The 26,818-nt window shown below is 69.4% G+C and carries 26 protein-coding genes and 7 pseudogenes; 20 read left to right on the top strand and 13 right to left on the bottom strand.

Annotated elements, in window-relative coordinates; all coding sequences use genetic code 11:
• Nucleotides 1–147 precede the first annotated feature (147 nt).
• The 7 genes and pseudogenes from V8F63_RS01475 (at nt 148) to V8F63_RS01445 (ending at nt 2,721) form a co-directional block, all read left to right on the top strand.
• Nucleotides 148–413, top strand: a pseudogene (locus tag V8F63_RS01475) (head-tail connector protein).
• Nucleotides 410–727: a head-tail adaptor protein gene (locus tag V8F63_RS01470; RefSeq protein WP_392354304.1), complete on the top strand. Its 318-nt coding sequence runs from the start codon at nt 410–412 to the stop codon at nt 725–727. The pseudogene V8F63_RS01475 and the gene V8F63_RS01470 overlap by 4 nt, the downstream one beginning before the upstream one ends.
• The gene (locus V8F63_RS01465; protein ID WP_303684357.1) at nt 724–1,131 is read left to right on the top strand and encodes a DUF3168 domain-containing protein; all 408 of its coding nucleotides are present in this window, start codon (nt 724–726) and stop codon (nt 1,129–1,131) included. The genes V8F63_RS01470 and V8F63_RS01465 overlap by 4 nt, the downstream gene beginning before the upstream one ends.
• 187 nt (nt 1,132–1,318) lie before the next feature.
• Nucleotides 1,319–1,729, top strand: coding sequence for a phage major tail protein, TP901-1 family (locus V8F63_RS01460; protein WP_025977876.1), 411 nt, complete (start codon nt 1,319–1,321; stop codon nt 1,727–1,729).
• Nucleotides 1,729–2,019 carry a GTA-gp10 family protein gene (locus tag V8F63_RS01455; protein ID WP_025977875.1) on the top strand — a complete coding sequence of 97 codons (291 nt, stop codon included), beginning with the start codon at nt 1,729–1,731 and terminating at the stop codon, nt 2,017–2,019. The genes V8F63_RS01460 and V8F63_RS01455 overlap by 1 nt, the downstream gene beginning before the upstream one ends.
• On the top strand, nt 2,019–2,195 hold the full coding sequence (locus V8F63_RS01450) for a phage tail assembly chaperone (protein WP_082891399.1): 177 nt from the start codon (nt 2,019–2,021) through the stop codon (nt 2,193–2,195). Before V8F63_RS01455 ends, V8F63_RS01450 begins: the two co-directional genes overlap by 1 nt.
• On the top strand, nt 2,185–2,721 hold the full coding sequence (locus tag V8F63_RS01445; RefSeq protein ID WP_025977874.1) for a hypothetical protein: 537 nt from the start codon (nt 2,185–2,187) through the stop codon (nt 2,719–2,721). Before V8F63_RS01450 ends, V8F63_RS01445 begins: the two co-directional genes overlap by 11 nt.
• Before the next feature lie 214 nt (nt 2,722–2,935).
• Here the strand turns inward: V8F63_RS01445 and V8F63_RS01440 are convergent, their stop codons facing one another.
• Both V8F63_RS01440 and V8F63_RS01435 read right to left on the bottom strand, forming a co-directional pair.
• Complete coding sequence (locus V8F63_RS01440; RefSeq protein WP_392355008.1) at nt 2,936–3,313, bottom strand: DUF805 domain-containing protein; 378 nt, start codon at nt 3,311–3,313, stop codon at nt 2,936–2,938.
• The gene (locus V8F63_RS01435; protein ID WP_392354303.1) at nt 3,295–3,735 is read right to left on the bottom strand and encodes a hypothetical protein; all 441 of its coding nucleotides are present in this window, start codon (nt 3,733–3,735) and stop codon (nt 3,295–3,297) included. Before V8F63_RS01435 ends, V8F63_RS01440 begins: the two co-directional genes overlap by 19 nt.
• A gap of 78 nt (nt 3,736–3,813) precedes the next feature.
• Between V8F63_RS01435 and V8F63_RS01430 the strand changes: the two are divergent.
• The 11 genes and pseudogenes from V8F63_RS01430 to V8F63_RS01380 all read left to right on the top strand — a co-directional run bounded on the left by V8F63_RS01430 (nt 3,814) and on the right by V8F63_RS01380 (nt 14,105).
• Nucleotides 3,814–4,423, top strand: a pseudogene (locus tag V8F63_RS01430) (DUF2460 domain-containing protein).
• A 3-nt stretch (nt 4,424–4,426) separates the two neighbouring features.
• Nucleotides 4,427–5,056, top strand: coding sequence for a DUF2163 domain-containing protein (locus V8F63_RS01425; RefSeq protein ID WP_392354302.1), 630 nt, complete (start codon nt 4,427–4,429; stop codon nt 5,054–5,056).
• Between the two features lie 296 nt (nt 5,057–5,352).
• Nucleotides 5,353–5,697, top strand: coding sequence for a peptidase P60 (locus V8F63_RS01420; RefSeq protein ID WP_392354301.1), 345 nt, complete (start codon nt 5,353–5,355; stop codon nt 5,695–5,697).
• Complete coding sequence (locus V8F63_RS01415) at nt 5,698–5,853, top strand: hypothetical protein (protein ID WP_392354300.1); 156 nt, start codon at nt 5,698–5,700, stop codon at nt 5,851–5,853.
• Between the two features lie 28 nt (nt 5,854–5,881).
• A pseudogene (locus tag V8F63_RS01410) lies at nt 5,882–7,647 on the top strand (glycoside hydrolase TIM-barrel-like domain-containing protein); the annotation flags it as partial.
• 3 nt (nt 7,648–7,650) lie between these two features.
• On the top strand, nt 7,651–8,466 hold the full coding sequence (locus tag V8F63_RS01405; RefSeq protein ID WP_392355007.1) for a phage tail protein: 816 nt from the start codon (nt 7,651–7,653) through the stop codon (nt 8,464–8,466).
• A complete protein-coding gene (locus V8F63_RS01400) occupies nt 8,466–9,371 on the top strand; it encodes a hypothetical protein (RefSeq protein ID WP_392354299.1) in 906 nt (301 codons plus the stop codon). The genes V8F63_RS01405 and V8F63_RS01400 overlap by 1 nt, the downstream gene beginning before the upstream one ends.
• A gap of 309 nt (nt 9,372–9,680) precedes the next feature.
• Nucleotides 9,681–10,612, top strand: a pseudogene (locus V8F63_RS01395) (DnaJ C-terminal domain-containing protein).
• 50 nt (nt 10,613–10,662) lie between these two features.
• Entirely contained in the window at nt 10,663–11,835 is a 1,173-nt protein-coding gene (locus V8F63_RS01390; protein WP_392354298.1) for a phosphoserine transaminase, read from the top strand.
• A 91-nt stretch (nt 11,836–11,926) separates the two neighbouring features.
• Nucleotides 11,927–13,222, top strand: a complete 1,296-nt coding sequence (locus V8F63_RS01385) for an adenylosuccinate synthase (RefSeq protein ID WP_392354297.1) — start codon at nt 11,927–11,929, stop codon at nt 13,220–13,222.
• A gap of 76 nt (nt 13,223–13,298) precedes the next feature.
• Nucleotides 13,299–14,105 (top strand): two-component system response regulator, encoded by an 807-nt coding sequence (locus V8F63_RS01380; RefSeq protein ID WP_278069673.1) that lies wholly within the window; start codon nt 13,299–13,301, stop codon nt 14,103–14,105.
• Between the two features lie 76 nt (nt 14,106–14,181).
• Here V8F63_RS01380 and rpoH read toward each other — a convergent pair.
• The 3 genes and pseudogenes from rpoH to fba form a co-directional block, all read right to left on the bottom strand.
• Nucleotides 14,182–15,064, bottom strand: a pseudogene (rpoH, locus tag V8F63_RS01375) (RNA polymerase sigma factor RpoH).
• Between the two features lie 197 nt (nt 15,065–15,261).
• On the bottom strand, nt 15,262–16,260 hold the full coding sequence (locus V8F63_RS01370) for an RluA family pseudouridine synthase (RefSeq protein WP_392354296.1): 999 nt from the start codon (nt 16,258–16,260) through the stop codon (nt 15,262–15,264).
• Between the two features lie 92 nt (nt 16,261–16,352).
• On the bottom strand, nt 16,353–17,417 hold the full coding sequence (fba, locus tag V8F63_RS01365) for a class II fructose-bisphosphate aldolase (RefSeq protein ID WP_392354295.1): 1,065 nt from the start codon (nt 17,415–17,417) through the stop codon (nt 16,353–16,355).
• Between the two features lie 156 nt (nt 17,418–17,573).
• On the opposite strand from fba, the gene V8F63_RS01360 reads away from it, so the two are divergent.
• Nucleotides 17,574–17,975, top strand: coding sequence for a hypothetical protein (locus tag V8F63_RS01360; RefSeq protein WP_392354294.1), 402 nt, complete (start codon nt 17,574–17,576; stop codon nt 17,973–17,975).
• Nucleotides 17,976–18,026: 51 nt separating this feature from the next.
• On the opposite strand, the gene V8F63_RS01355 is transcribed toward V8F63_RS01360, so the two are convergent.
• Nucleotides 18,027–19,223, bottom strand: a complete 1,197-nt coding sequence (locus V8F63_RS01355; RefSeq protein WP_392354293.1) for a phosphoglycerate kinase — start codon at nt 19,221–19,223, stop codon at nt 18,027–18,029.
• A 73-nt stretch (nt 19,224–19,296) separates the two neighbouring features.
• Between V8F63_RS01355 and V8F63_RS01350 the strand changes: the two genes are divergently transcribed.
• On the top strand, nt 19,297–19,647 hold the full coding sequence (locus V8F63_RS01350) for an endonuclease domain-containing protein (protein ID WP_303705689.1): 351 nt from the start codon (nt 19,297–19,299) through the stop codon (nt 19,645–19,647).
• A gap of 46 nt (nt 19,648–19,693) precedes the next feature.
• Here the strand turns inward: V8F63_RS01350 and gap are convergent, their stop codons facing one another.
• The 7 genes and pseudogenes from gap to tkt all read right to left on the bottom strand — a co-directional run bounded on the left by gap (nt 19,694) and on the right by tkt (nt 26,797).
• Nucleotides 19,694–20,701: a type I glyceraldehyde-3-phosphate dehydrogenase gene (gene gap, locus V8F63_RS01345; RefSeq protein WP_392354292.1), complete on the bottom strand. Its 1,008-nt coding sequence runs from the start codon at nt 20,699–20,701 to the stop codon at nt 19,694–19,696.
• A gap of 140 nt (nt 20,702–20,841) precedes the next feature.
• On the bottom strand, nt 20,842–21,093 hold the full coding sequence (locus V8F63_RS01340; protein WP_278069666.1) for a YbdD/YjiX family protein: 252 nt from the start codon (nt 21,091–21,093) through the stop codon (nt 20,842–20,844).
• Nucleotides 21,086–21,829, bottom strand: a complete 744-nt coding sequence (locus V8F63_RS01335; protein ID WP_392354291.1) for a carbon starvation CstA 5TM domain-containing protein — start codon at nt 21,827–21,829, stop codon at nt 21,086–21,088. Before V8F63_RS01335 ends, V8F63_RS01340 begins: the two co-directional genes overlap by 8 nt.
• Nucleotides 21,787–23,171 (bottom strand): annotated as a pseudogene (locus V8F63_RS01330) (carbon starvation CstA family protein). The gene V8F63_RS01335 and the pseudogene V8F63_RS01330 overlap by 43 nt, the downstream one beginning before the upstream one ends.
• A 261-nt stretch (nt 23,172–23,432) precedes the next feature.
• Nucleotides 23,433–23,600, bottom strand: coding sequence for a hypothetical protein (locus V8F63_RS01325; RefSeq protein ID WP_392355006.1), 168 nt, complete (start codon nt 23,598–23,600; stop codon nt 23,433–23,435).
• A 97-nt stretch (nt 23,601–23,697) separates the two neighbouring features.
• A pseudogene (gene purT, locus V8F63_RS01320) lies at nt 23,698–24,582 on the bottom strand (formate-dependent phosphoribosylglycinamide formyltransferase); the annotation flags it as partial.
• A 265-nt stretch (nt 24,583–24,847) separates the two neighbouring features.
• Nucleotides 24,848–26,797: a transketolase gene (gene tkt / locus V8F63_RS01315; RefSeq protein ID WP_392355005.1), complete on the bottom strand. Its 1,950-nt coding sequence runs from the start codon at nt 26,795–26,797 to the stop codon at nt 24,848–24,850.
• Nucleotides 26,798–26,818: the final 21 nt, after the last annotated feature.

The following is a 26,818-nucleotide window of genomic DNA, read 5'->3' as shown; positions in this document are numbered from 1 at the left end:
AGGCGAAAGGGTGAGGGGCTGACGGTTCAGTCGGCGTGAGCCGCTGCCCGACGGCTGCCGCCGACGGTCGCCGGGAACCCTCATCCGGCCCTTCGGGCCACCTTCTCCCATCGGGAGAAGGGATGCAGAAACATAGGAGATTCTGGCATGACCGCACCCGTGAGCCTCACGGAGGCGAAGCTGTTCCTGCGCGTCGAGCATGAGGCGGAGGACGGGCTGATCCAGACGCTGATCGACGCGGCCAGGGCGCGGGTGGAGGGGAGGTCGGGTTGAGCCTGACCTCGACCTCGCCGGCGCCGCTGCGGCTGGCGGTGATGATGCTGGTGATGCGCGCCTATGAGCGCGGCGACGGCGAGATGAGCGCGGCGCCGGTCGAGGGGTGGATCGCGCCCTATCGCGTGGTGCGGCTGTGAGCGCGGGCGCGATGAAGGTGGTGGCGTCGCTGGTGCGGCCGGTGGAGGCGCAGACGCCCTATGGCGGGCGCGTCGTCAGCTATGAGCCGGTCGGGTCGCTGTGGCTGAGCCTGGGGGCGCGGCGGCGGCGCGAGCGGACGGACGCGGGGGTGACGCGCGGCGTGGAGACGCTGAGCGCCACGGTGCGGGCCGATCCGAGGCTGGAGGAGGGGCTGGTCGTCCGCTTCGGCGGGGCGGACTGGGGCGTCGTGGGCGTCGAGGCGGATCCGAAGGCGGCGGGCCGCGTGCGGCTGAGCCTGGAGCGGGCGCGATGAAGGATCATGAAGGGGCGCTGGTGAAGGCGCTGATCGCGCATCTGGGCGGCGACGGGGCGCTGAAGGCGCTGCTGGGCGATCCGGCCCGGGTCTGGGACGAGCCGCCGCAGGGGGCGGAGTTTCCGCATCTGGTGATCGGGCGGTGCGAGAGCCGGCCGCTGAATGCGGACGGCGGCGGGGTTGAGCAGAGGCTGACCCTGACCTGCGCCAGTCGGTTCAGGGGGCTGGAGGAGGCACGGGCCGTGGCGGCGGCGGTGCGGGTGGGGCTGGCCGATGCGCCGCTGGAGGCGGAAGGGGTGAAGGCGGTCAGCGTGGCGGTGACGTTCACGGACCTGTTCCGCAGCCCGGATCTGAAGCGGGCGTGGGCGGTGATGCGGCTGCGGGCCGTGACGGAAGAGGTTTAGCGCGGCGCCTCTCCCTCCTCTTCATGGGGAGGGTGGTCGCGATAGCGACCGGGTGGGCGCGCGGGGCGATCGGGGCGCGGCGTGGGCATGGCCTGGCCCCCCACCCGGCCTCGCCTGCAGCTCGGCCACCCTCCCCATAAAGGGGAGGGAGAAGGCGTGCGTGTTCTGGAAAACGAAGCGAGGAAAGATGACGGCGCAACGGGGCAAGGACATCCTGCTGAAGATCGAAGGCGCCGCCGGCGCCTTCATCACTGTGGCGGGGCTGAGGGCGAGGACGATTTCGCTGAACGCCAAGACGGTGGACGCGACCGACAGCGACAGCGCCGGGCGGTGGCGCGAGCTGCTGGCGGGCGCGGGCGTGAAGTCGGCGGCGGTGTCGGGGCAGGGAATCTTTCGCGACGCGGCGTCGGACGCCCTGATCCGCGAGGCCTTCTTTGAGCAGGCGGCGAAGACGTGGCGGCTGATCGTGCCGGACTTCGGCGTGCTGGAGGGGCCGTTCCTGGTCGCCGCGCTGGAATATGCGGGCGAGCATGAGGGCGAGGCCAGCTTTGCGTTGAGCCTGGCCAGCGCGGGCGAGATCCGTTTCGAGGCGCTGTGATGGCGAACGGCGTGCGGGGCGAGGTGGTCGCGAGGCTAGCGGGGGCGGAGCGGACGCTGTGCCTGACGCTGGGCGCCTTGGCCGAGATCGAGACGGGGCTGGGCGTGGCCGGGATGGCGGCGCTGGCGGAGCGGATGCGCTCGCTGTCGGCGCGCGATCTGATGGTGGTCCTGGCGGCGCTGTTGCGCGGCGGGGGCGAGGTTGTGCTGGCGGACGGACTGGCGAGCGCGCCGGTTGATCCGCGCGAGGCGGCGGGGGCGGTGGCGAAGGCGTTCGCGGCGGCGGCCTGATGACTCCTTGGAGCGAGATGATGCAGGCGGCGGCGCGGAGGGGCGTGGGGCCGGAGGGCTTCTGGCGGCTGTCGCTCAAGGAGTGGCGGATGCTGACGGCGGGGCCGGCGCGGGCGGCGCCCCTGGGGCGCGGCGAACTGGAGCGGATGCAGGAGATGTGGCCGGATGAGCGATAGTTTCAGGCCGGACGGCGTCGACGCCGTGCCGGTGAAGGCGGCGGAGGCGGCGGCGGCGCTGGAGGCGCTGAAAGAGCCGGCGGAGCGGGCGGCGGCCTCGATCGAGGATGCGTTCGGGCGGGCGGGGGCCAGTCTGACGCGCTCTCTGGCGCGGGCGGCGGCGGACGGGCAGGTGACGCTGGCTGAGCTGGCGCGGGCGGTGCTGAACGCTGTCAATGCGGCGGCGGGCGTGCGCGGCGGTGTGGGACTGTCGGGCGCCATAGCGGCGGCGATGGGCGGCTTCGGCGGCGCGCGGGCGGACGGCGGGCCGGTGCTGGGCGGGGGCGCCTATCTGGTCGGCGAGCGCGGGCCGGAGGTGTTTCGCCCGGCGGGCGCCGGGACGGTCGAGCCGATGGGCGGTCCCTCTGGTTCTGGACCCGGGGTGACGGTGAACGTGACGGTGGACGGCGGCGCCGAGGGGCTGCTGCGGTCAGAGACGCAGATCGCACGGATGCTGGCGCGGGCGACGGCGCTGGGGGCGCGCTGACCCGCTCAAGCAGCGAGGCGCCGCGCGCCGAGCGGTAGCGACAAAGCAGCTCAAGCAGCGAGGCGCCGCGCGCCGAGCGGTAGCGACAAAGCAGCCCAAGCAGCGAGGCGCCGCGCGCCGAGGGGTAGCGACAAAGCAGCTCAAGCAGCGAGGCGCCGCGCGCCGAGCGGTAGCGACAACAAAAAAGAGCGCTCCGAAGAGCGCTCTTTGGGACTTATTCGCCCTTGGGGTTGGGGCCGTATTTGTTGGGGCCGGGTTGGCTGCCGCCGAAGCCGAGCCACATCCAGAAGCCGAAGCTGACCAGACCGGCCAGGAACATCAGGCCGAAGGCGGCGCCGCCGGTGGCGACGAGCAGTTCGGGGTCCATCGACTGCATGGCGTTGGGGTCGCTCAGGACCGACAGGCCGAAGGCGCTGACCAGCATGGCGAGCGAGGCGTACCAGAGCGCCCAGGGGATGACGACCAGCCAGCCCGGCTTGCCCATGTCGTGGAAGCGTTTGAAGCCGACCGCCAGGTGCAGGACCATCACGGCGAGGCCAAGGATGAAGCTGACCTTGGGCACGAAGTTCAGGATCAGGCCGACGACGACCAGGATGGCCCAGCTGATCCAGAAGTCCCGGCGCCGCAGGCGGCCCTTGAACGAGAAGAGGGCGGTCTTGATGTCGTAGCCGGCGGCGGGCTGGGCGCTGGCCGAGGGGCGGCGCCTGCAGCCTGGCCGAAGGCTGCGGCGGCGGTGGCGGACGGCAGAAGCATGATCTGGGTCGCCTCCATGCCTTCGGGCACGAAATCGACGCGCACGCCGGCGGCCATCGCGCCCTCGCCCTGAACGGCGGTGCGCGCGAAGCCGTAACGGAGGCTGTCGTCGCCGCTGATCAGACCCGTGCCGGTCGCCTCGTCATAGCTGAGAATTCGCCGCGCACGCGGATCTCCTGTCGTTGGACGGCTTTGCCGTGGTGTGGCGAAAGCATGGCCGACACCGGCGGCGCGGACAACCCAAAGCGTGACGTTAGGCAAGGTTTTTCGCGACGCGTTCGCGAGCGGTCCCGGCCGGGACGCAATCCAGACATTGAGACAGGGATGGGGAGGGGACGCATGGCCTTTCATGAGGTGCGCCTGCCGGCGCGGCTGGCGTTCGGTTCGACCGGCGGCGTCGAGCGCAGGACGGAGATCACGACGCTGGCGTCGGGGTTCGAGCGGCGTTCGACGCCGTGGGCCGATGGGCGCAGGCGCTATCTGATCGGGGCGGGACTGCGCTCGCTGGACGACATGGCGGCGCTGACGAGTTTTTTGAAGCGCGACGCGGGCGGCTGCATGGTTTCCGGTTTCGAGACTTCGCGGACTTCAGGAGCGGGCGCCGGGGGCGGCCGTGACGCCGCTGGATCAGACGATCGGGATGGGAGACGGGCAGGCGCGCGTCTTTCAGTTGAGCAAGGCCTATGGCGATCATCGCCGGGTCATCGCCAAGCCGGTCGAGGAATCGGTGCGGGTGGCCGTGGCGGGCGTGGAGACGGCGGGCTTCAGCCTGGAGGCGACGACGGGGCGGGTGACGCTGGCGACGGCGCCGCCGAAGGGGGCAGCGGTGAGCGCGGGGTTCGCCTTTGACGTGCCGGTGCGGTTCGACGCGGACCGGATGGAGGTGACGCTGGAGAGCTTCGGCGCAGGGCGGATGGTCGCCATGCCGCTGATCGAGGTGCGGGTCTGAGCCATGCGCAATGTTCCGGACGAACTGGCCGCCCGCATCGAGAGCGGGGCAGCGACGCTGTGTCATGCCTGGCTGCTGAGGCGGGTGGACGGGCGGGCGATGGGCTTCACCGACCATGACCGCGATCTGGAGGTCGAGGGCGTCATGTGCCGGGCGGGCAGCGGCTGGACCGGCGGCGCGGGCGAGGGCGAGGTCGGGCTGGCGGCGGGGGCGTTGTCGGCCTCGGGCGGGCTGGATGACGCGGCGATCACCGAAGAGGACATAGCGGCGGGGCGCTATGACGCGGCCGAGGTCGAGCTGTGGCGCGTGGACTGGATGCGGCCGGACCTGAAGGTGCGGCTGTGGAAGGGGAGGCTGGCGCGGATACGGCGCGAGGAGGGGCGGTTCATCGCCGATCTGGACGGGCCGATGGCGGCGCTGGAGCGGGTCGTCGGGCGGACCTATGGCCGGGGCTGCGACGCGGTGCTGGGCGATGGGCGCTGCGGGTTGGAGGCGGCGGTCATCGCGGCGCAGCTGCGACAAGCGGTGGGCGACCTGCGTGGGCGTGTTCGGCAATGGGGTGAACTTTCAAGGGTTCCCGGACGTGCCGGGCGAGGACTTCCTGACGGCGCGGCCGGCAAGCGGGCGCAATGACGGCGGGAGCCGCAGGCGATGAGGAAGGGCGCTCAAGAATTCTCCCTCCCCTTCATGGGGAGGGTGGCTGAGGCGGAGCCGAAGCCGGGTGGGGGCGGCAAGCAAGAACAGGCGTCGTGTCCTGATCACCAAGCCCTCCCCACCCGGTCGCTGCGCGACCACCCTCCCCATGAAGGGGAGGGAGAGGCGCGGCGCTTGGGGGTCGTGGCGGCGGCGCGCGGTTGGCTCGGCACGCCGTATCGGCATCAGTGCAGCGTGAAGGGCGAGGGGGCGGACTGCCTCGGCCTGGTGCGGGGGTGTGGCGCGAGGTTATGGGCGAGGAGCCGGAGGCGCCGCCGCCCTATCGCCCCGACTGGGCCGAGGTCGGGGGCGAAGAGGCGTTGTGGGCGGCGGCGCGGCGCTGGCTGGTGGAGATATCGCCCGAGCGGGCGGGGCCGGGCGACGTGCTGCTGTTCCGCATGGCGGCGGGGGCGCCGGCCAAACACTGCGCGGTGTTGAGCGCGGTAGAGGGGCCCGAGTGGCGGATGATCCACGCCTATTGGGGCCGCTCGGTCGTGGAGAGCTGGATGGGGCCGTGGTGGCGGCGGCGGCTGGTCGCGGCCTTTCGCTGGCCTGAATCCCGGACGATTTTGAAGGAGTAGATGATGGCGCAGGTGCTGCTGGGCGGCCTTGGCGGGATGGCGGGCGTCAGCAGCCTAGGCCTGCTGGCCGGGGGCTGCTGGGGCGGGCGCTGGACGACCGGCTGGTCGCTGGATTGTCGCCGGCGCGGCAGGTCGGGCCGAGGCTGGAGGGGCTGAAGCTGCAATCCTCCGCCGAGGGGCGCCGATGGCCTGCGTCTTCGGCCGGGCGCGGGTGACGGGGCAGGTGATCTGGGCCGCGCGGTTTCTGGAGCGCAAGGAGAAGCGCTCGGCCGGCAAGGCGGGAAAGACGGTCGACTACGCCTATTCGCTGAGTTTCGCGGTGGCCCTGTGCGAAGGGCCGATCGACGGGGTGGGGCGCATCTGGGCCGACGGCCAGCCGATGGACATGACGGGCGTGACCATGCGCCTGCATCGCGGGACGCAGGATCAGATGCCCGACCCGCTGATCGAGGCGGTGGAGGGACGGGCGCCCGCCTATCGCGGGACGGCCTATGTGGTGTTCGAGGACCTGCCGCTGGACGCCTATGGCGACCGAGCGCCGCAGCTGTCGTTTGAGGTGTTCCGCCGACCGCAGGGCGCCGAACCGCAGATGGAGGACCGACTGGAAGGCGTCTGCCTGATCCCCGGCGCGGGCGAGTTCTGTCTGGCGACCGAGCCGGTGATGCGGCGCGAGGGGCTGACGAAATCGACGCCCGAGAACGTGCATCTGACGGCGGGGCAGACGGATCTGGAGGCGTCGCTGGATCAGTTGACGGCCCAGGCGCCGAGGCTGAAACGGGTCAGTCTGGTGGTCGGCTGGTTCGGCGACGACATACGCATGAGCCATTGCCGCATCCGGCCGGGGGTGGAGCGGCGGCAGAAGCCGACCGAGCCGCTGGTCTGGCGTGTGGCCGGGGTCGAGCGGGCGGACGCGCATCTGATCTCACAGGTCGAGGATGGTCCGGCCTATGGCGGCACGCCCTCGGACGACAGCGTGCGGCAGGCGATCCGGGCGCTGAAGGCGCGCGGGCTGGAGGTGACGCTGTATCCCTTCGTCTTCATGGACTGCCCTGGCTATCCGTGGCGGGGACGCATTGAGGGGACGGACGGAGCGGGGGCGACGGCCGAGGTCGCGGCCCTGTTCGGGACGGCGGACGGCTGGGGCCTTCGTCGGCTGGCGCTGCACTATGCGAAGATCGGGGCCGAGGAGGGGGACGGGCTGCTGATCGGCTCGGAGATGCGCGGGCTGACCTGGACGCGCGATGCGGGCGGGGGCTTTCCGGCGGTGGCGCAGTTGCGGACGCTGGCGGCCGAATGCCGGGCGGTGGTCGGGCCGGGAGTGAAGCTGAGCTACGCCGCTGACTGGTCGGAGTATTTCGGCTGGCAGAGAGAGGGGAGGTAAGGTTTCACCTCGATCCTTTGTGGGCTGATCCGAATATCGATTACGTCGCCATCGACTGGTACCCGCCGATGGGGGACTGGCGCGGCGGCGACGGCGGGCTGGATGCGCAAGCGTTCCGTGGACCGTCGGACCCGGCCTATCTGGCGGCGCAGGTGGCGGGCGGCGAGGGGTATGACTGGTTCTACGCCAACGCGGCGGACCGGGCGGCGCAGCGGCGCACGGCGATCGAGGACGGCGCCCACAGCGAGGCCTGGATCTGGCGCTACAAGGACCTGAAGGGCTGGTGGTCGAACCCGCACCATGAGCGCATCGGCGGCGCAAGGCAGGCGGCGCCGACGGCCTGGGTTCCGCAGATGAAGCCGATCCGGCTGACCGAGTTCGGCTGTGCGGCGGTGGATCGCGGGGGCAATGCGCCGAACGTGTTCCAGGACCCCAAGAGCACCGAAAACGCCCTGCCGCCGCACTCGACCGGAGCGCGCGACGACCGGATGCAGCGGCGGCTGATCGAGGCGGTGCTGGGGCACTATGCGCAGCCGGCGAACAATCCGATCTCGGGCGTCTATGGCGGGCCGATGCTGCAGGGGGCGGACGTCTGGTGCTGGGACGCGCGGCCCTATCCGGCGTTTCCGGCGCTGGCTGAGGTGTGGGCGGACGCGGGCGCCTGGCGCACGGGGCACTGGCTGAACGGGCGGATGGGCGGCGATGCGCGCGGCCTGATCGAAGCGATCCTGAAGCGCGGCGGCTTGGCCGAGACGGACTATACGGTCGGGGCGGTGGACGGCGCGGTGACGGGCTATGTCGTCGACCGGCCGATGGCGACGAAGGATGCGCTGGCGCCGCTGATTCAGGCGCTGGGGGCGGCGGCGGCGGAGCGGGATGGTCGGGTGGCCGTGCTGGGCGAGACGGCGCGGGAGATGACGCTGGATCTGGCGGCGCTGGCCCTGCCCGACAAGGGCGGGAGCGCGGCGGCGGAGCGGCGGCTGACGCCTCGGCCCAGCGCCGCGCGGCTGCGGTTTATCGATGAGGCGGCGGACTATCAGCTGGGCGCCGTGACGGTGCGCGGCGACGGCGAGGGCGGCGGCGTGGATGCGGCCCTGCCCGCCGTGGTCGGGGCCGGGCTGGCGACGGCGGCGGCGCAGCGGCTGTTGCTGGGCGAGGCGGCCGAGCGGCTGACGCTGAAGCTGGGGCCGCTGGAGGCGCTGAGGCTGGAGCCGGGCGATGTGGCGGCGGTGGAGGGGCGCGCGGGCGACTGGCGCGTCGAGCGGCTGGACTGGGATGAGACGCCCAGGGCGGTGCTGACGCCGGTGGTGGAGGCCGTCGTCGTGGATGCGCCGGAGGACTGGCGCGGCGATGGGGGCGAGGCGACGACGGCGGGGCGCCGTTCCTGATGCTGTTGGACCTGCCGCCGCTGCCGGGAGAGGAGGGGGACGGGCGGCCGGTGGTCGCGGCGTCGGCCGAGCCGTGGACGCCGATGGCGCTGCATGGCGGCGCGTCGGTCGACAGTCTGACGCTAAGGGCGGTTGTGGAGACGCCGGCGACGGTGGGCACGCTGACGGCGCCGCTGCGGCCCGGCGTGGTCGGGCGCTGGGACGAGACGGGTGAGCTGAGCGTGCGGATGGAGGGGCAGGCGCCGCAGAGCCGGGCGGCCGAGGCGGTGCTGTCGGGCGCCAATCTGCTGGCGGTGAGCAGCGCGGAAGGATGGGAGATGGTGCAGTTCCGTCGGGCCGAACTGGTCGGCGGCGACGTGTGGCGTTTAAGCGGCCTGCTGCGCGGTCAGCAGGGGACGGAGGAAGCGGCCGCGCGCGGGGCGGAAGCGGGGGCGCTGGTCGTGGTGCTGGAGCGCGGCATGGCGCGCGCCGAGGTCGATGCGGCCGAGCGGGGACTGCCTCGGATCTGGCGGGCGGGGCCGGCAGGCGCGCCGCCGGGCGGGGCGGGGACGACGGAGGTCGGCTTCACCTGGGCCAACCGGAACGCGGCTCCGTGGCGACCGGCGCATCTGCGGGCTGTGGCGGAGGGCGGCGGATGGCGGTTGAGCTGGACGCCCCGCGTGCGTCTGGGCGGCGACGGCTGGGACGCTGAGCCGGTCGAGGTCGATCCGAGACGGTTCCGGGTGCGGGTGCTGGAGGGCGCTGTCGTGCGGCGGGTCTGGGAGGTCGAGGGGCTGGCGACCGTCTATGGCGCGGCCGAGGTTGCGGCGGACTTTCCGGGCGGGCGCGGGGCGGACGCGCACGTCGCTGTAGCCCAATGCGGCGACGGATATGGCTGGGGCCCGGAGGCGGTGGCGGGATTGTGACGCCCGCGTCCCTCTCCCGATGGGAGAGGGTTTGAGCGCACGAGCGCGAAGCGATCGTTCTGGCGCGAAAGGGTGAGGGTTCGCGGGTGAAGTCGGCGTAAGCCGTCGCGCCACGGCTGACGCCGACTGACGGTACAAGCCCCTCACCCTTTCGCCTTAGCCAATCGCCTCCGGCTCTTGGAGGCTCAAGCCCTCTCCCGCCGGGAGAGGGATGCCATGTCGCAAGGAAACCATCCTCGCCCCTTTCGGCGGGCGGTTGCATGGCTTAACTGACGCTCTGGTCTGTGTTGATCCGGAGTGGAGCGAAAATTGGCTGGCGATCCCTATCAGGAACTGGGCGTTTCCAAGGGCGCGAGCGCGGACGAGATCAAGAAGGCGTTCCGCAAGCTGGCCAAGGAACTGCACCCCGACAAGAACCCGGGCGACAAGGCGGCCGAGGAGCGGTTCAAGCGCATCACCGCCGCCTTCGACCTGCTGGGCGACGCCGAGAAGCGCGCCAAATATGATCGCGGCGAGATCGACGCCGACGGACGCGAGCAATTCCGAGGCTTTGGCGGCGCTCAGGGCGGGCGGCCGGGCGGCGGCGGGTTCAGCGGCTTCGGCTTCGGCGGGCGCGGCGAAGGCGGCCCCGGCGGGCGGGCCAGCTTTGACGACATCGACCTGGAAGAAATCTTCGGCGCCTTCGGAGGCGGCGGACGGAGCGCCGGGCGCGGTTTCGGCGGCGGGCGCGGGCAGGACGTGCGCGCCACCCTCGACATCAGCCTGGAGGACGCCATCGCGGGGACGACGCGGCGCATTCAGTTCTCGGACGGGCGGATGCTGGATGTCACGATCCCAAAGGGGGCGTCCGACGGCCAGACGATCCGGTTGAAGGGACAGGGGCGCCGGGGCGCGGCGGTCAGGCGGGCGACGCCCTGATCGAACTGCGCATCCAGCCGCACCCGGTGTTCAAGCGCGACGGGGCTGACCTGACGATGGATCTGCCGGTGTCGGTTCCGGATGCCGTGCTGGGCGGCAAGATTCAGGTGCCGACGCCCGAGGGCGCGGTGATGATGACCATTCCCAAAGGCTCGAACTCGGGCAAGGTGCTGCGGCTGAAGGGACGGGGCGCCTATGCGAACGGCAAGCGCGGCGATCTGATGGCCAGGCTAGTGGTGACGCTGCCCGAGGCGCCGGACGACGAACTGGTCCGGTTTGCGACGGAATGGCGTGAGCGCCGGCCCTATAAGCCTGGCCGCTGATGGCCTAAGGCTGACGCTTCCTTCTCCTCCCCGAGACTTCAGAGACCGATATGACGCCCAAGCCCGCCGCCAAGCCTGCTCGCCCCTGGTTCTCGGCCGGGCCGACGGCCAAGCGTCCGGGCTGGGAACTGGCGAAGCTGCCCACGAACCTGATGGGGCGGGGCATCCGCGCGCCGGAGGTGGTCGAGCGGTTCGCGCATGGGCTGCGGCTGACGCGCGAGGTGCTGAGCCCGCCGGACGATTACGTCATGCTCTATACGCCGGGCTCGGACACCGGGGCGGTCGAGGCGGCGCTGTGGTGCATGCTGGGCGAGCGGCCCGTGCAGGTGATCGCCTATGAGAATTTCGGCCTGACCTGGCTGGCGGACGTCAAGGAGCATCTGGGGCTTGAGCCTGAGGCCCTGACGGCGCCGTGGGGCGAACTGCCGGACCTGTCGAAGGTCGATCCCAAGAAGGACGTGGTGTTTCCGTGGAACGGCACGACCTCGGGCGTGCGCGTGCCCGACGGCGACTGGATCGCCGACGACCGCGAGGGGCTGACCATCTGCGACGCGACCTCGGCGGCGTTCGCGATGGACCTGCCGTGGGACAAGCTGGATGTGACGACCTTCAGCTTCCAGAAGGCGCTAGGCGGCGAGGCGGGCGTCGGGGTCCTGGTGCTGTCGCCGCGCGCGGTGGCGCGACTGGACAGCTATCGGCCGGATCGGGCCGTGCCCAAGGTGCTGCGGATCGCCGACAAGACGGGCTTTGATCGGACGCTGGCGGACGGGGTGGTGATGAACACCTTCTCGGTCCTGACCATCGAGGACTGGATTGACGCCCTGGACTGGGCGAAGGCCGAAGGCGGACTGCCTGCCCTGATTGCGCGCACAGACGCCAACTATGCCGCCCTGGCCGAGTGGGTGGAGCGGACCGACTGGATCGCCTTCCTGCCGGACCGGCCGGACATCCGCTCGACGACCTCGGTCTGTCTGAAGTTCGTCGATCCGCGCGTGGCGGCGCTGGACGAGGCGGGGCAGAAGGCCTTTGTAACGCGGTTCAAGGCTCTGCTGGAGGGCGAGGGGGCGGTCTATGACATGGAGCCGCACCGCAACGCCCCGCCGGGCCTGCGCCTGTGGTGCGGCTGTACGGTCGAAACGGCGGATGTCGTGGCGGCGACGCCGTGGCTGGAATGGGCGTTCCAGACGGCGGTCGGTGAACTGGCTCAGTCGGCGGCCGGATAATTCTGTCGCCTATTAGACGCCCTTGGGGGCGACGCCGGACGATTCAGGGGGTATAGGCTCCCACCGCATTCTGGATTGCGGAGTATAGGTCTTGGCGAACGTCGCAGTGGTCGGCGCCCAGTGGGGCGACGAGGGCAAGGGCAAGATCGTGGACTGGCTGTCCAATCGCGCCGACATGGTGGTGCGGTTCCAGGGCGGCCACAACGCGGGCCACACCCTGGTCGTCGACGGCAAGGTCTATAAACTTGCATTGCTCCCGAGCGGAGTGGTGCAGGGCAAGCCCTCGATCATCGGCAACGGCGTGGTCGTCGATCCCTGGCATCTGGTCGGGGAGATCGAGAAGATCCAGGCTCAGGGCGTGGCGATCACGCCCGACATCCTGACCATCGCCGACAACGCCTGCCTGATCCTGCCGATCCATCCGGCGCTGGACGTGGCGCGCGAGGCCGCCGCCAGCGCGCCGGGCGCCAAGATCGGCACGACCGGACGCGGCATCGGCCCGGCCTATGAGGACAAGGTGGGGCGCCGGGCCATCCGCGTCTGCGACCTCGCCAACGAAGACGACCTGAAGATCAAGATCGACCGCCTGCGCTCGCACCATGATCCGCTGCGGGCCGGCCTGGGGCTGGAGCCGATCGACCCGGAGGCGCTGCTGGCGCAACTGCTGGAGATCGCGCCGAAGATCCTGCCCTACGTCAAGCCGGCGTGGCGGGTGCTGGACGAGGCGCAGAAGGCGGGCAAGCGGGTGCTGTTCGAGGGGGCGCAGGGCGCCTTCCTGGACGTGGACCACGGCACCTATCCCTATGTGACCAGCTCCAACACCGTCGCCGGTCAGGCGGCGGCCGGGTCGGGCGTCGGGCCGCGCGGCGTCGGCTATGTGCTGGGCATTGTGAAGGCCTATACGACGCGCGTCGGGGAAGGCCCCTTCGCCTGCGAACTGAACGATGAAGTCGGCCAGCACCTGGCGGTGGTGGGCCGCGAGATCGGCGTGAACACGGGCCGGTCGCGCCGCTGCGGCTGGTTCGACGCGGTGCTGGTGCGCCAGTCGGTGGCGATCAACGGCATCGACGGCATCGCCCTGACCAAGCTGGACGTGCTGGACGGGCTGAAGACGCTGAAGATCTGCGTCGGCTATCGCATCAACGGCCAGGTGCTCGATTATCTGCCCAGCAGCCTGAAGGAACAGGCCTCGGCCGAGCCGGTGTTCGAGGAACTGGAAGGCTGGGACGAGAGCACCGCAGGCGTGCGGACCTTCAAGGACCTGAACGCCCATGCGCTGAAGTATGTGCGTCGGATCGAGGAACTGATCGGGGCGCCGGTGGCCTTGCTGTCGACCAGCCCCGAGCGCGACGACACCATCCTGATGCGCGATCCGTTCCAGGGCTGAGTTTACATTTCCGGTCGAGGCAACGACGCCTTAACCCGTGAGGCGTAGGGTGACGCTCTGAAATGGAGCTCGCCCTGTGTTCGCCCTAGACGCCAAGACGATGCAGCGGATCGCGCCCGTGGTCCGGCGCGTGATCATCGTTGATCCCAACCCCGCCGCCGCGCGCCTGCTGCAGGACCTGCTGAAGGGGTTCGGATCGCGCGAGATCGTGGTCGAAGGCGACGAGGCGCGGGTGCTGGACCTGGCCCGTGAAATGGAGCCGGCGCTGATCTTCACTGAGCGCACGGGTCCCAGGCTGGACGGCGAGGCCTTGGTGCGGCGCATTCGGCGTTCGAGCCTGGCCTGCCGCCGCGCGCCGATCATCATGGTGACGGCGGAGGCCACAGCCAGCGCCATCAAGGGCGCGCGAGACTCGGGCGTGCACGAGTTCCTAAGGAAGCCCTTCACCAGCGGCGACCTGCAACGTCGGATCGAGAACCTGGCGACCAAGCCGCGCGACTGGGTCGAGGCGGTCGGCTATATCGGGCCGGACCGGCGGCGCTTCAACTCTGACGACTACGCCGGGCCGCAGAAACGCAAGGCGGACAAGCCGCGCTCGAGCGCGGAGGCCGCTCTGGCGGTCAAGGATCAGGCGATGCGGATCCTGTTCTCGGCGTTGACCCAGTTCGACAGCGATCCGATGCAGGCCGTGCGGGCGATCAAGCAGCAGGCTGAGACCTTGAAGGCCCTGGCCATCAAGACAGGCGACGCGCCGCTGGCCATTGCGGCGGCGGGACTGGACACGGCGCTGGCCGCCGGGGCGCCGACCAAGGCCGGACTGACCGCGCCGGTTGAGGTGGTGCTGAAGCTGGCCTCGCCCGAGAGCCTAGCCCGGGCGGGTTAGGGCCGCCGCCCTCGATCCTCGGGTCAAGCCCGAGGATGACGCCAGAGAGCGGCCGTTGCGGCGATCCAGCAGGCCCTCAGGCGTCGACCAAATTGCGTTCTTCAGCAGCGGCGCGCATGGCCTTCTGCAGCTTTTCGAAGGCGCGGACCTCGATCTGGCGGACGCGCTCGCGGCTGACGCCGTACTGGCCGGCCAGCTCCTCAAGCGTGACCGGATCGTCCTTGAGGCGGCGCTCGGTCAGGATGTGCTTCTCGCGATCGGTCAGCTCTTCCATGGCTTCCTGCAGCAGGCCCATGCGGATGGACTTTTCCTCGCTCTCGGCCAGTTCGGTCTCCTGGCTGACGGCGTTGTCGTCGGCCAGCCAGTCCTGCCACTCGCTTTCGCCATCCGAACGCAGCGGCGCGTTCAGCGAGGCGTCGCCGCCGAGACGGCGATTCATGTTGGTGACTTCTTCTTCCGACACGCCCAGCTTGGTGGCGATGGCGGCGAGGTGCTCGGGGTGCAGGTCGCCTTCCTCGAAGGCCGAGATCTGGCTCTTGGCCTTGCGCAGGTTGAAGAACAGCTTCTTCTGCGCCGCCGTGGTGCCCATCTTCACGAGCGACCAGGAGCGCAGGATATATTCCTGAATGGACGCGCGGATCCACCACATGGCGTAGGTCGCCAGGCGGAAGCCCTTGTCGGGATCGATTTTTGACGGCCTGCATCAGGCCGACGTTGCCCTCTGAGATCACCTCGCCGATCGGCAGGCCGTAGCCGCGATAACCCATGGCGATCTTGGCCACGAGGCGCAGGTGAGAGGTCACAAGACGGTGGGCGGCCTCGGTATCCTGGTGTTCGCTCCACCGCTTGGCGAGCATGAACTCCTCGTCCTTGGTGAGCATCGGAAACTTACGGATTTCCGTAAGATACCGTGACAGTCCCTGTTCAGGCGACATCACCGTCAGCGTTTTATTGGCCATATGGTCCCTCCGGCTTCACGAGCTGGCGCTACGGCTTTGACCACATGACGTGCATCATCACCTCGCCCCTCAACTGACAAGATGGGAATCCGTTGCCCGAAACGAAAGGGGCGGATTGTCCCAATTGAACGGCGATGCTTCCTCGCCGCCTATGTATGATCTAGCACAGATGTTGTTGCGAATAAAGCGGCAGCGTTTTAGAGGGCCGCCAGCAGGGTTTGCAGCCGCTGCATGTCCTGCGGCGGGGCGGTCTGGAAGCGCAGCGGCTGGCCGGTGACGGGGTGGACGAAACCGAGGATGGCCGCGTGCAGGGCCTGGCGTTTCAGGCCGGCCTCGGCGATGGCGGCGCGGACGGGCGCGGCGGGGCTGCCGGAGCCATAGACGGGGTCGCCGAGCAGGGGCGAGCCCCTGGACGCCATGTGCACGCGGATCTGATGGGTGCGGCCGGTCTGCAACATGCAGGCGACGCGGGCGGCGAGCGGGGCGTTGGAGGCCTTGGCCGGGCGGCCGAAGGTCTGCTGGACGACATAGTCGGTGATGGCCTCTCGCCCGCCGGAGCGCAGCACCGCCATCTTCTTGCGGTCGCCGCTGGAGCGGCCGATCTGGGTCTGGATGCGGCCCTTCTCGGGCGATGGCGCGCCGCGCGTCAGGGCCAGATAGGTGCGCTCGATATCGTGGGCGGCGAACAGGGCGGCCAGCCCCGCGTGGGCGCGGTCCGACTTGGCGGCGACCATGACGCCGGAGGTGTCCTTGTCCAGGCGGTGGACGATGCCGGGGCGGTCGGGATCGCCGAGGGTCGACAGGGCGGCGCAGTGGTGCAGCAGGGCGTGGACCAGGGTGCCGGTCTCGCAGCCGGGGGCGGGATGGACCGCCATGCCCGGCGCCTTGTCGATGACGATCAGGTCGTCGTCCTCGAACAGGATGGTCAGGGGGATGGCTTCGGGGCGCAGTTCAGCCGAGACCGCTGGCGGCAGGACGATCTGGTAGTCGCCGGGCGCAGGCTTGGCCTTGGCCCCCACAACGGCGCCGTTCAGGCAGACCGCGCCCGCGTCCAGCAGCGCCTGGATACGCGCGCGGGACAGTTCGGGAAGGGCGTCGGCCAGGGCGCGGTCCAGCCGCGCAGCGCCGGGGGCGACCTGGGCGGTCAGGACTGTCAGGTCGGATTCGTCGTCGGTCGCGGGCATGATGTCGGTCACAAGGTGCGTTTAGCACGGGTGGCGGACGCCATGAAAAAGGGCGGCCCGACGGGACCGCCCTTTCAATCGTCTCAGCGGGGTTCAGGCGTCGATCAACCGATGCGCGGGTCCAGGTCGCCGGCGGCGTAGCGCTTGGCCATCTGGGCGGTGGACAGCGGCTGGATCTTGGACGCCATGCCTTCGCAGCCGAACTGCTGATAGCGCTCCATGCACAGCTTGCGCATGGCTTCCTTGGCGGGCTTCAGATAGGCGCGCGGGTCGAACTCGCCTGGCTTCTCGGCCAGAACCTTGCGGATGGCGCCGGTCATGGCCATGCGGTTGTCGGTGTCGATGTTGATCTTGCGCACGCCGTGCTTGATGCCGCGCTGGATTTCCTCGACCGGCACGCCCCAGGTCTGGGGCATCTGGCCGCCGTACTGGTTGATGATGTCCTGCAGGTCCTGCGGCACCGACGAGGAGCCGTGCATCACCAGGTGGGTGTTGGGCAGGCGTTTGTGGATTTCCTCGATCACGTTCATGGCCAGAACGTCGCCGTCCGGCTGGCGCGTGAACTTATAGGCGCCGTGCGAGGTGCCCATGGCGATGGCCAGGGCGTCAACCTTGGTGGCCTTGACGAAGTCGACGGCCTGATCCGGGTCGGTCAGCAGGGCCGAGTGGTCCAGCTTGCCTTCGAAGCCGTGGCCGTCTTCGGCCTCGCCCATGCCGGTTTCCAGCGAGCCCAGAACGCCCAGTTCGCCCTCGACCGAAACGCCGCACGAGTGGGCCATCTCGACCACGCGACGGGTGACGTCGACGTTGTATTCGTAGGAGGCGGGGGTCTTGGCGTCTTCTTCTAGCGAGCCGTCCATCATCACCGAGGTGAAGCCGTACTGGATGGCGGTGGCGCAGGTGGCCGGGCCGTTGCCGTGGTCCTGGTGCATGCAGACCGGGATGTGCGGATAAAGCTCGACCAAGGCGTCGATCAGTCGGGCCAGGACCACGTCGTTGGCGTAGGAGCGGGCGCCGCGCGAGGCCTGGATGATGACCGGCGCGTTGACGGCGTCGGCCGCCTCCATGATGGCCAGGCCCTGCTCCATGTTGTTGATGTTGTAGGCGGGCAGGCCGTAGTCGTGCTCAGCCGCGTGGTCGAGCAGTTGTCGCAGCGTAATGCGCGCCATGGGTAGTCTCCTGAACCGATAGTGATTTTGCCCGAGGTCTTAGCCGGTCGGGTGCGGGAAGTCACGCCGCCGTGACAGGGCTTAGGCGTGGTGGACTTTGGGCGCGCAGGCCTTAAGTGCTCCGGCGCCTGCGGGGCGTCTGACCAAGGAGCGGCGATGAGCCAGAACGATGATGCGCTGGATGAAGACGGCGGCGGTTTCGACGTCGACGACTGGGCGCGGCTGACGCCTTTCGCCGGAGCGGTGGCGACGCTGGACGACGTTCAGGCGGGCAAGGCGGTCTTCGCCCTGGGCGACACCGAAGAGGCGCGCGTCATCGACATGGAGCTGCCTCAGCCCGTCATCTGGTGGGAGGAGGACGGCGAGCAGGCGGCCGTAATCGTTCAGGCCGAGGCCCATGTCGGTCCCCACGGCGAACTTATGGAAGTGCTGGGGCTGATCCTGCCCGATGGCGGCGGGGCGGTGGCTCTGCTGGACGATGTCGATCTGGTGGACGACACCGATCCGACGTGGCGCGATCTGGTCGCGCGTGCCGTCGATATGGACGGCGAAGGCTAAAGCTTCGGACAGCAGGGGCGAGGGCCGCGAACAGCCCTCGCCTTGACGTTTTTAGGCGGCGCGCAGGGCCTCTACGCCCGGCAGAACCTTGCCTTCCATCCACTCCAGGAAGGCGCCGCCTGCGGTGGAGACGAAGGTCATGTTGTCCGCCGTGCCCGCGTGGTGCAGGGCCGCGACCGTGTCGCCGCCGCCGGCCACGGCGACCAGCTTGCCGGCCTTGGCCAGTTCGGCGGCGTGTTTGGCGGCGGCCACGGTGGCCTTGTCGAAGGGCGGGACCTCGAACACGCCCAGCGGGCCGTTCCAGATCAGCGTCTTGGACAGGTCCATGGCGCGGTTCAGGCGGGCGACGGTCTCCGGCCCGGCGTCCAGGATCAGGTCGTCGGCGGCGATGCGGTCCAGGGCGCGGATGCCCGACTCGATGCCCGGCTTCACGCCCTTGGCGACCACGACATCAACCGGCAGCAGCAGTTCGCAGCCCTGGCGGCGAGCTTCCTCGATGATCTCGCGCGCGGTGTCGGCCAGATCCTTCTCGCACAGCGAACCGCCGACATCGACGCCCTGAGCGAACAGGAAGGTGTTGGCCATGCCGCCGCCGATGGCCAGGTAGTCCAGCTTGGCGACCAGGTTCTTCAGCAGGTCCAGCTTGGTGGAGACCTTGGCGCCGCCGACGATGCCGATGACCGGCTTCTGCGGCTTACCCAGCGCGGCGTCCAGCGCCTCGAGCTCGCGCGCCATCGCGCAACCGGCATAGGCGGGCAGAAGGCGGGCCAGACCCTCGGTCGAGGCGTGGGCGCGGTGCGCGGCCGAGAAGGCGTCGTTGACGTAGAGGTCGCCCAGTTCCGCCAGTTGTTCAGCGAATGCCGGGTCGTTCTTTTCCTCGCCCTTGTGGAAGCGGACGTTTTCCAGCAGCAGCACGCCGCCCGCGTCCAGATCGGCCACGGCGGCCTTGGCCTCATCGCCCACGCAGTCGTCGGCGAAGCGCACGGGGCCGTGCAGCAGCAGCTCAAGCGGCTCGACCACGGGGCGCAGGCTCATCGACGGCACGCGCTCGCCCTTGGGCCGATCAAAGTGGGCCAGCAGCACCACCTTGGCGCCCGCTTCGCGCAGGCGGTGAATGGTCGGCAGGGCGGCCTTCAGACGGGTGTCGTCGGTCACGTTCCCGTCCTCCATCGGCACGTTGAAGTCCACGCGGACCAAGGCGGTCTGGCCCGAAAGGTCGGAAACGTCGTCGAGGGTGCGGAAGGTCATGATGGCGTATCTCTGTTCTTCCTTCTCCCCTCGTGGGAGAAGGTGGCTCGCGGAGCGGGCCGGATGAGGGGCGGTGAACCAGACGCAGCGACTGAGAGCGGCGATGACGCCGGCCGAGGCGGCGATGTGGCGTATCCTGCGCGGTCGAGGGTTTGAGGCGCACAAGTTCCGGCGACAGACCCGCATCGGGCGCTGGATCGCTGACTTTTGCTGCTATGAACTCAGGTTGGTGATCGAACTGGACGGAGGCGTCCATCGGTTGCGCGAGGTCGAGGACGCTGCGCGCGATGCGGACCTGGGGCAGCGCGGCTTCACTGTCCTGCGCTTCGGCAATGAGGCCGTGCTGACAAATCCGAATCTGGTTCTGGATGCAGTCAGGCATCATGCGGCGCGTCAGCCCCCTCATCCGTCAGGCTCCGCCTGACACCTTCTCCCACGAGGGGAGAAGGGTCGAGAGCGGTGGTTTCAGATTACAGGTACTTGGCCATCACCAGGGCGGTGTCGGCCATGCGGGTCGCGAAGCCCCACTCGTTGTCGTACCAGGTCAGGACGCGGGCCAGCTTGCCGTCGACGACCTGCGTCTGCGGCAGGGCGGCGGTCGAGGAGGCGGCGACGTGGTTCAGGTCGACCGAGACCAGCGGGTCGGTGGTCGTGGCCAGGACGCCGCTCATCGGGCCGTTTGCGGCGGCCAGCAGGGCGGCGTTGATTTCCTCGGCGGTGACTTCGCGACCGGCGACGACCTTCAGGTCGACGACCGAGACGTTCGGGGTCGGGACGCGGATCGACGAGCCGTCCAGCTTGCCCTTCAGCTCCGGCAGGACCAGGCCCAGGGCCTTGGCGGCGCCGGTCGAGGTCGGGATCATCGACAGGGCGGCGGCGCGGCCGCGGTACAGATCCTTGTGCATCGTATCCAGCGTCGGCTGGTCGCCGGTGTAGGCGTGGATGGTGGTCATATAGCCACGCTCGATGCCGAACAGATCGTGCAGCACCTTGGCCACCGGGGCCAGGGCGTTGGTCGTGCACGAGCCGTTGGAGACGACGATGTCGTCGGCCGTCAGCGTCTCATGGTTGACCTTGAAGACGATGGTCTTGTCGGCGTTGTCGGCCGGCGCCGAGACCAGCACGCGCTTGGCGCCCGCCTTCAGGTGGGCCGAGGCCTTGTCCTTGGAGGTGAAGATGCCCGTGCATTCCAGGGCGATGTCGACCTTCAGATCGGCGTGCGGCAGGTTGGCCGGGTCGCGCTCGGCCGTGACCTTGATCTTGCCCGTGCCGACGTCGATCCAGTCCTCGCCGGTCGTGACCGTGCCGGGGAAGCGGCCGTGCACCGAGTCATAGCGGAACAGGTGGGCGTTGGTCTCGACCGGGCCCAGGTCGTTGATCGCCACGACCTCGATGTCCTTGCGGCCGTGCTCGACGATCGAGCGAAGGACGAGGCGGCCGATGCGGCCGAAGCCGTTGATGGCGACGCGAACGGTCATGGGGAGCAGTCTCCTGAACAAGGGGCGGTTGTGATTGGCGCCTTAGTGGGACGGAGCGCGCGCGGTTGCAACCCCGTCCCCGTCACAAGGCCCGTAACAAGATATGATCGCCTGTAACCGTCCGGATGCGGTCAAGCCGCTCAGCAGCAGCGGAAGCCGCCGCCTTCGCCGAACCGTCGCGCTTCGTGCAGGCGGAAGAAGGCGGTGCGGTCCAGCGGCGCCTGATCCGGGTGTGTCGCCTTCGCATGGGCGACATAGGCGTCGTAGTCCGGCTGGCCGATCATCAGCCCGGCGGTGCGTCGCGCGTCCTTGCCCCACCGCACCAGGGTGTCGCGGCAGGCGCAGAGGAGGTCCGCGCCGCCGGTGGCCGACGATGAAGAGGGCCTAGGCACGGGCGATGTCCATGGCTTCGTCGGCCAAGGTCAGCTCATGCGCGGCCGGGGTCTCCACCACGGTCGGTTGCTCGGACTTCAGCGCCTTGAGGCAGGCCCCGACGCCATACACCACGACCGTCAGCACCACGAACAGGAAGCCCGCCGTCAGCGCCGAGTTGACGTAGTCGTTGACGATGACCCGGTGCATGTCGCCGATGGTCTTGGCCGGGGCCAGGATTTCTCCGGCGGCCATGGCGTCCTGATACTTCCGCGCATGGGCCAGGAAGCCGATCTTCACGTCGGGGTGGAACAGCTTCTGCAGCCCTGCCGTCACGGTGCAGATCAGCAGCCAGACCGCCGGAACCGCCGTGGCCCAGGCGAACCTCTGCCGCTTCATCTTGAACAGGACGACCGTGCCCAGGATCAGGGCGACCGCCGCCAGCATCTGGTTGGCGATGCCGAACAGGGGCCACAGGCTGTTGATCCCGCCCAGCGGATCGACCACGCCGGTGTAGAGGAAATAGCCCCACAGCCCGACCGTCAGGGCCGTGGCCACGACATTGCCGGTCCAGGACTGGGTCTGGCGCATCTTCGGCACGGCCATGCCCAGCAGATCCTGGATCATGAAGCGGCAGACGCGGGTGCCTGCATCGACCGTGGTGAGGATGAACAGGGCCTCGAACAGGATGGCGAAGTGGTACCAGAAGGCCATCATGGCCTTGCCGCCGATGACGCCCGACAGGATGTGCGCCATGCCCACGGCCAGGGTCGGGCGCCGCCCGCGCGCGACAGGATGGAGTGTTCGCCCACGTCCTTGGCCAGCTGCTCCAGCTCGGCCGGGGTGATGTGGAAGCCCCACTGGGCCACGGCGGCGGCGGCCGAGGCCGCATTGTCGCCGATGACGGCCACCGGGCTGTTCATGGCGAAATAGACGGCCGGGTCCAGCACGGTGGCGGCGATCAGGGCCATGATGGCCACGAAGCTTTCGCACAGCATGGCGCCGTAGCCGATCAGCGGGATCTGGTTCTCGTTCTCCAGCAGCTTGGGCGTGGTGCCGGACGAGATCAGGGCGTGGAAGCCGGACACGGCCCCGCAGGCGATGGTGATGAACAGGAAGGGGAAGAGGGCGCCGGAGAAGACGGGGCCGCTGCCGTCGATGAAGGGCGTGATGGCGGGCATCTGAATGTGCGGGCGCACGATCAGGATGCCGATGGCCAGGGCGACGATGGCGCCGATCTTCAGGAAGGTGGACAGGTAGTCGCGCGGCGCCAGCAGCAGCCACACCGGAATGACCGAGGCGATGAAGCCGTAGGCCATCATGGCCAGGGCCAGGGTCGTGCCCGACAGGGTGAAGGCGGGGCCCCAGAACGGATCCGCGGCGATATGGCCGCCGCCGATGATGGCCAGGACCAGCAGCACCACGCCGATGACCGACACCTCGCCCACGCGGCCGGGCCGCAGATAGCGCGTGTACAGGCCCATGAAGACGGCGATGGGAATGGTGGCGGCGACGGTGAACGTTCCCCACGGACTCTCGGCCAGGGCCTTAACCACCACCAGCGCCAGCACCGCCAGGATGATGACCATGATCATCAGCACCCCGACCTGGGCGATGACGCCGGGGATCGGCCCCATCTCGGTGCGGACCATGTCGCCCAGCGACCGGCCGTCGCGGCGGGTCGACATGAACAGGACGATCATGTCCTGCACCGCCCCCGCCAGCACGGCGCCGACCAGGATCCACAGGACGCCGGGCAGATAGCCCATCTGCGCCGCCAGCACCGGCCCCACCAGGGGCCCGCGCCCGCGATGGCCGCGAAGTGGTGGCCGAACAGGACGTTGCGCGGCGTCGGCACATAGTCGAGGCCGTCGTTATGCCTGACGGCGGGCGTGGGCCTGCGCGCGTTCAGCCCCAGCACCTTTCCGGCCAGATAGCGGGCGTAGAAGCGGTAGGCGATGGCGTAGACGCACAGCGCCGCCACCACGATCCAGACGGCGCTGATGCTTTCGCCCTGGTGCAGGGCGATGACGGCGAGGGCTACGGCCCCCAAAATGGCGATGGCGCCGAAAATCAGCGCGGTCCTGAGCTTGCCCATGGCGAAGGGTCCTCCGGGTCGACTGGGTGCGACCTTTCGCCTTTTTGGACCCTAATCGCGCCCGGCGCCAATCGACAAAAGTCGTAGGCTGGCTTCCTTCTCCCCCTGTGGGAGAAGGTGGCAGGCGGAGCCTGACGGATGAGGGGTGTCGGCGCGGCGGTTTAGGTTCTGAGCGGACGTGGGGCCTTCCTTGAGGAAAGGTCGCGCAAGCACCCCTCATCCGGCCCTGACGGGCCACCTTCTCCCACAAGGGGAGAAGGATTAAGGAGCGACCACTCGTACCTTGCCCGCCGCTTCGCCTGCGCGCGAACGCGCCTCGTCCGTGTCGGCGCCGCGGGCCAGAGCCACGCCCATGCGGCGCGTCGCATAGCTCTCGGGCTTGCCGAACAGGCGCAGGTCGGCGGTCGGGACCGACAGGGCCTCGGCCACGCCCTCGAACACCACGCCTTGCGCCTCGATGCCGCCGTAGATGACGGCGCTGGCCCGGCTCGCGCAGGGTCACGTCCACCGGAAGGCCCAGAATGGCGCGGGCGTGCAGCGCGAACTCACTCATGACCTGCGTGGCCAGCGTCACGAGGCCGGTATCATGCGGACGCGGCGACACCTCCGAGAACCACACCTCGTCGCCCTTCACGAACAGTTCGACGCCGAAGACGCCCAGGCCGCCCAGCGCGTCGGTCACCTTGGCCGCAATGTCTTGCGCCGCCTTCAGCGCGCCGGGACTCATGGCTTGGGGCTGCCAGCTTTCGACATAGTCGCCCTTCTGCTGGCGATGGCCGATGGGGGCGCAGAAGGACGTAGCGATCGCGCCGTCCCGCAATGACCGCACCGTCAGCAGGGTGATCTCATAGTCGAAGTCGATCCGGCCCTCGACGATGACGACGCCGCCCGCGACCCGGCCCGAGGCTTCCGCGTAGGCCCAGGCGTCGGCCACGCCCTCAGGCCCCTCGACATAGGACTGGCCCTTGCCGGAAGACGACATCACCGGCTTGACGAAGCAGGGGAAGCCGACGGCCTGCGCGCCCGCCGCCAGTTCCTGCGCCGAGGCGGCGAAGGCGTAGGGGCTGGTCGGCAGGCCCAGCTCCTCGGCGGCCAGGCGGCGGATGCCCTCGCGGTTCATGGTCAGCTGCGTCGCCCGCGCGGTCGGGATGACGCGCGCAAAGCCCGCTTCCTCAATGCCGGCCAGCACGTCGGTGGCGATGGCCTCGATCTCGGGCACGATGATGTGCGGCGCCTCTGCCAGGATCACGCCGTTCAGCACCTGGGCGTCGGTCATGGGGATGACGTGGCTGCGGTGCGCCACCTGCATGGCCGGGGCGTTGGCGTAGCGGTCGACCGCGATCACCTCGGCGCCGAGGCGCTGCAGTTCGATGGCCACTTCCTTGCCCAGTTCGCCCGAGCCGAGCAGCATGACGCGGGTGGCCGTGTCGGAGAGGGGGTGCCGATACGCATGATCGTCTCCGCTTCCTTCTCCCCTTGTGGGAGAAGGTGGGTCGCAGCGCGACCCGGATGAGGGGTGACGGCGGCGCGGTGTCCGATGTCATGCCGCCGGTCGAAAAGATCATTGAGGGGCGCGCCGACACCCCTCATCGGATCTGCTTCGCAGACCACCTTCTCCCACAAGGGGAGAAGGAGTCTTCTTGATCGCTATCGCCTTACGGCTGCTTGAGCGCAGATTACAGCCGGGCCTTGACCTGTTCCACCACGGCCTCGGCGGTGATACCGAACTCGCGGTAGAGGACTTCAGCCGGGGCGGAGGCGCCGAAGCCGGTCATGCCGACGAAGCCGCCATCCTCGCCGATGAAGCGTTCCCAGCCCTGCTTGATCGCGGCCTCGACGGCGACGCGGACCGTGCCGCGGCCGATGACGGCGTCCTGATAGGCCTTGGGCTGCTGCTCGAACAGGGCGAAGCAGGGGACTGACACCACGCGGGTCGGCGTGCCTTCGGCTTCCAGCATCTCGGCGGCCTTCAGGGCCAGGGCGACTTCGGTGCCGGTGCCGAACAGGGTGACCTTGGCTTCGCCGCTGGCGGCCTTCAGCTCATAGGCGCCCTTGCGCGACAGGTTCTCGCCCGCGTCGGTGACGCGGACCGCCGGGGTCTTCTGGCGCGACAGGCACAGGGCCGTCGGCGTGGTCTTGTGCTGCAGGGCGACCTGCCAGCACTCCAGCGCCTCGACCGTGTCGGCGGGGCGCATGGTCAGCAGGTTGGGGATGGCGCGCAGGGCCGCCAGATGCTCGACCGGCTGGTGCGTCGGGCCGTCTTCGCCCAGGCCAATGCTGTCGTGTGTCAGGACGTGGATCACGCGTACGCCCATCAGGGCGCCCAGACGGATCGCCGGACGGCTGTAGTCCGCAAACGCCATGAAGGTGCCGCCGTAGGGGATGACCCCGCCGTGCAGCGCCAGACCGTTCATCGCCGCGGCCATGCCGAACTCGCGGATGCCGTAGTTCAGATAGCGCCCGGCGTAGTCCGGCGCGTCCATGATCTGCGTGTTCTTGACGAAGGTGTTGTTCGAGCCAGTCAGGTCCGCCGAGCCGCCGACCAGTTCGGGGATAGCGGCGAACACCGTCTCCAGCGCCTCGCCCGAGGACTGGCGCGTGGCCATCGCGGGCTGGTCGGCGACCAGCTGCTTCAGCTTGGCGTCCAGCGCCTCGAAGGCGCCGGTGGGCAGGTCGCCGGCCATGGCGCGGGTGAAGTCGTCGCGGTGGTCGTGGTTCAGCAAGCGGGCTTCCCACGCCTTGCGGGCCTTGGCGCCCTGTTTGCCGACCTTGGCCCAGGCCTTCTGGACGCCTTCGGGCAGTTCAAACGGCTCGAACGGCCAGTTCAGCCCCTGACGCGTGGCGGCGATCTCGACAGCGCCCAGGGCGGCGCCGTGGGTCTTGTGGCTGCCTTCCAGGGTGGCGGCGCCCTTGCCGATCTTGGTCTTGCAGGCGATCAGCGTCGGCTTGTCCTGCTTGGTCGCCCAGTTCAGCGCCTTCTGGATCTGCTTGTAATCGTGGCCGTCGATGGCCTTGACCGCCCAGCCCGAGGCCTTGAAGCGGGCCAGCTGGTCGGTGGCGTCGGACAGCGACAGCTTGCCGTCGATGGTGATCTCATTGTCGTCCCACAGGACGCACAGCTTGTTCAGCTTCAGGCGGCCGGCCAGGGCGATGGCTTCCTGCGACACGCCTTCCATCAGGCAGCCGTCGCCAGCGATGACCCAAGTGCGGTGATCGACCAGATCCTTGCCGAAGCGCGCCGCCAGATGCCGCTCCGCAATGGCGAAGCCGACCGAGGTGGCCAGACCCTGGCCCAGCGGGCCGGTGGTCGTCTCGATCCCGGCCATGTGGCCGTATTCCGGGTGGCCGGCCGTCTTGAAGCCCCACTGGCGGAAGTTTTCCAGCTGTTCCCGGGTCGCGTCCTTATAGCCCGTCAGGTGCAGCAGGCTGTAGATCAGCATCGACCCGTGGCCCGCCGACAGGATGAAGCGGTCGCGGTCGGCCCAGTCGGGGCGGTTGGCGTCGAACTTCAGGAATTTCGAATAAAGGACGGTGGCGACGTCGGCCATGCCCATCGGCATGCCGGGGTGGCCGCTCTTGGCCTTTTCGACCGCATCCATGGACAGCACCCGGATGGCGTCGGCCATCTGCTTGGGCGAAGGCTTGGC

The organism is Brevundimonas sp. LF-1, from assembly GCF_037055305.1.
In the GTDB taxonomy this organism is placed as follows: domain Bacteria; phylum Pseudomonadota; class Alphaproteobacteria; order Caulobacterales; family Caulobacteraceae; genus Brevundimonas; species Brevundimonas sanguinis.
Note: the sequence above shows the minus strand (reverse complement) of the source record. Positions and strands in the feature narration are given on the sequence as shown.

Bases quoted from the DNA above. Each gene is read 5' to 3' on its own strand.
- V8F63_RS01465 (WP_303684357.1), top strand. From the start codon at position 724: ATGAAGGATCATGAAGGGGCGCTGGTGAAGGCGCTGATCGCGCATCTG.
- V8F63_RS01460 (WP_025977876.1), top strand. From the start codon at position 1,319: ATGACGGCGCAACGGGGCAAGGACATCCTGCTGAAGATCGAAGGCGCC.
- V8F63_RS01455 (WP_025977875.1), top strand. From the start codon at position 1,729: ATGGCGAACGGCGTGCGGGGCGAGGTGGTCGCGAGGCTAGCGGGGGCG.
- V8F63_RS01450 (WP_082891399.1), top strand. From the start codon at position 2,019: ATGACTCCTTGGAGCGAGATGATGCAGGCGGCGGCGCGGAGGGGCGTG.
- V8F63_RS01445 (WP_025977874.1), top strand. From the start codon at position 2,185: ATGAGCGATAGTTTCAGGCCGGACGGCGTCGACGCCGTGCCGGTGAAG.
- V8F63_RS01425 (WP_392354302.1), top strand. From the start codon at position 4,427: ATGCGCAATGTTCCGGACGAACTGGCCGCCCGCATCGAGAGCGGGGCA.
- V8F63_RS01415 (WP_392354300.1), top strand. From the start codon at position 5,698: ATGATGGCGCAGGTGCTGCTGGGCGGCCTTGGCGGGATGGCGGGCGTC.
- V8F63_RS01405 (WP_392355007.1), top strand. From the start codon at position 7,651: ATGCTGCAGGGGGCGGACGTCTGGTGCTGGGACGCGCGGCCCTATCCG.
- V8F63_RS01400 (WP_392354299.1), top strand. From the start codon at position 8,466: ATGCTGTTGGACCTGCCGCCGCTGCCGGGAGAGGAGGGGGACGGGCGG.
- V8F63_RS01390 (WP_392354298.1), top strand. From the start codon at position 10,663: ATGACGCCCAAGCCCGCCGCCAAGCCTGCTCGCCCCTGGTTCTCGGCC.
- fba (WP_392354295.1), bottom strand. From the start codon at position 17,417: ATGGCGCGCATTACGCTGCGACAACTGCTCGACCACGCGGCTGAGCAC.
- V8F63_RS01360 (WP_392354294.1), top strand. From the start codon at position 17,574: ATGAGCCAGAACGATGATGCGCTGGATGAAGACGGCGGCGGTTTCGAC.
- V8F63_RS01355 (WP_392354293.1), bottom strand. From the start codon at position 19,223: ATGACCTTCCGCACCCTCGACGACGTTTCCGACCTTTCGGGCCAGACC.
- gap (WP_392354292.1), bottom strand. From the start codon at position 20,701: ATGACCGTTCGCGTCGCCATCAACGGCTTCGGCCGCATCGGCCGCCTC.
- V8F63_RS01335 (WP_392354291.1), bottom strand. From the start codon at position 21,829: ATGGCGCACATCCTGTCGGGCGTCATCGGCGGCAAGGCCATGATGGCC.
- tkt (WP_392355005.1), bottom strand. From the start codon at position 26,797: ATGGCCGACGCCATCCGGGTGCTGTCCATGGATGCGGTCGAAAAGGCC.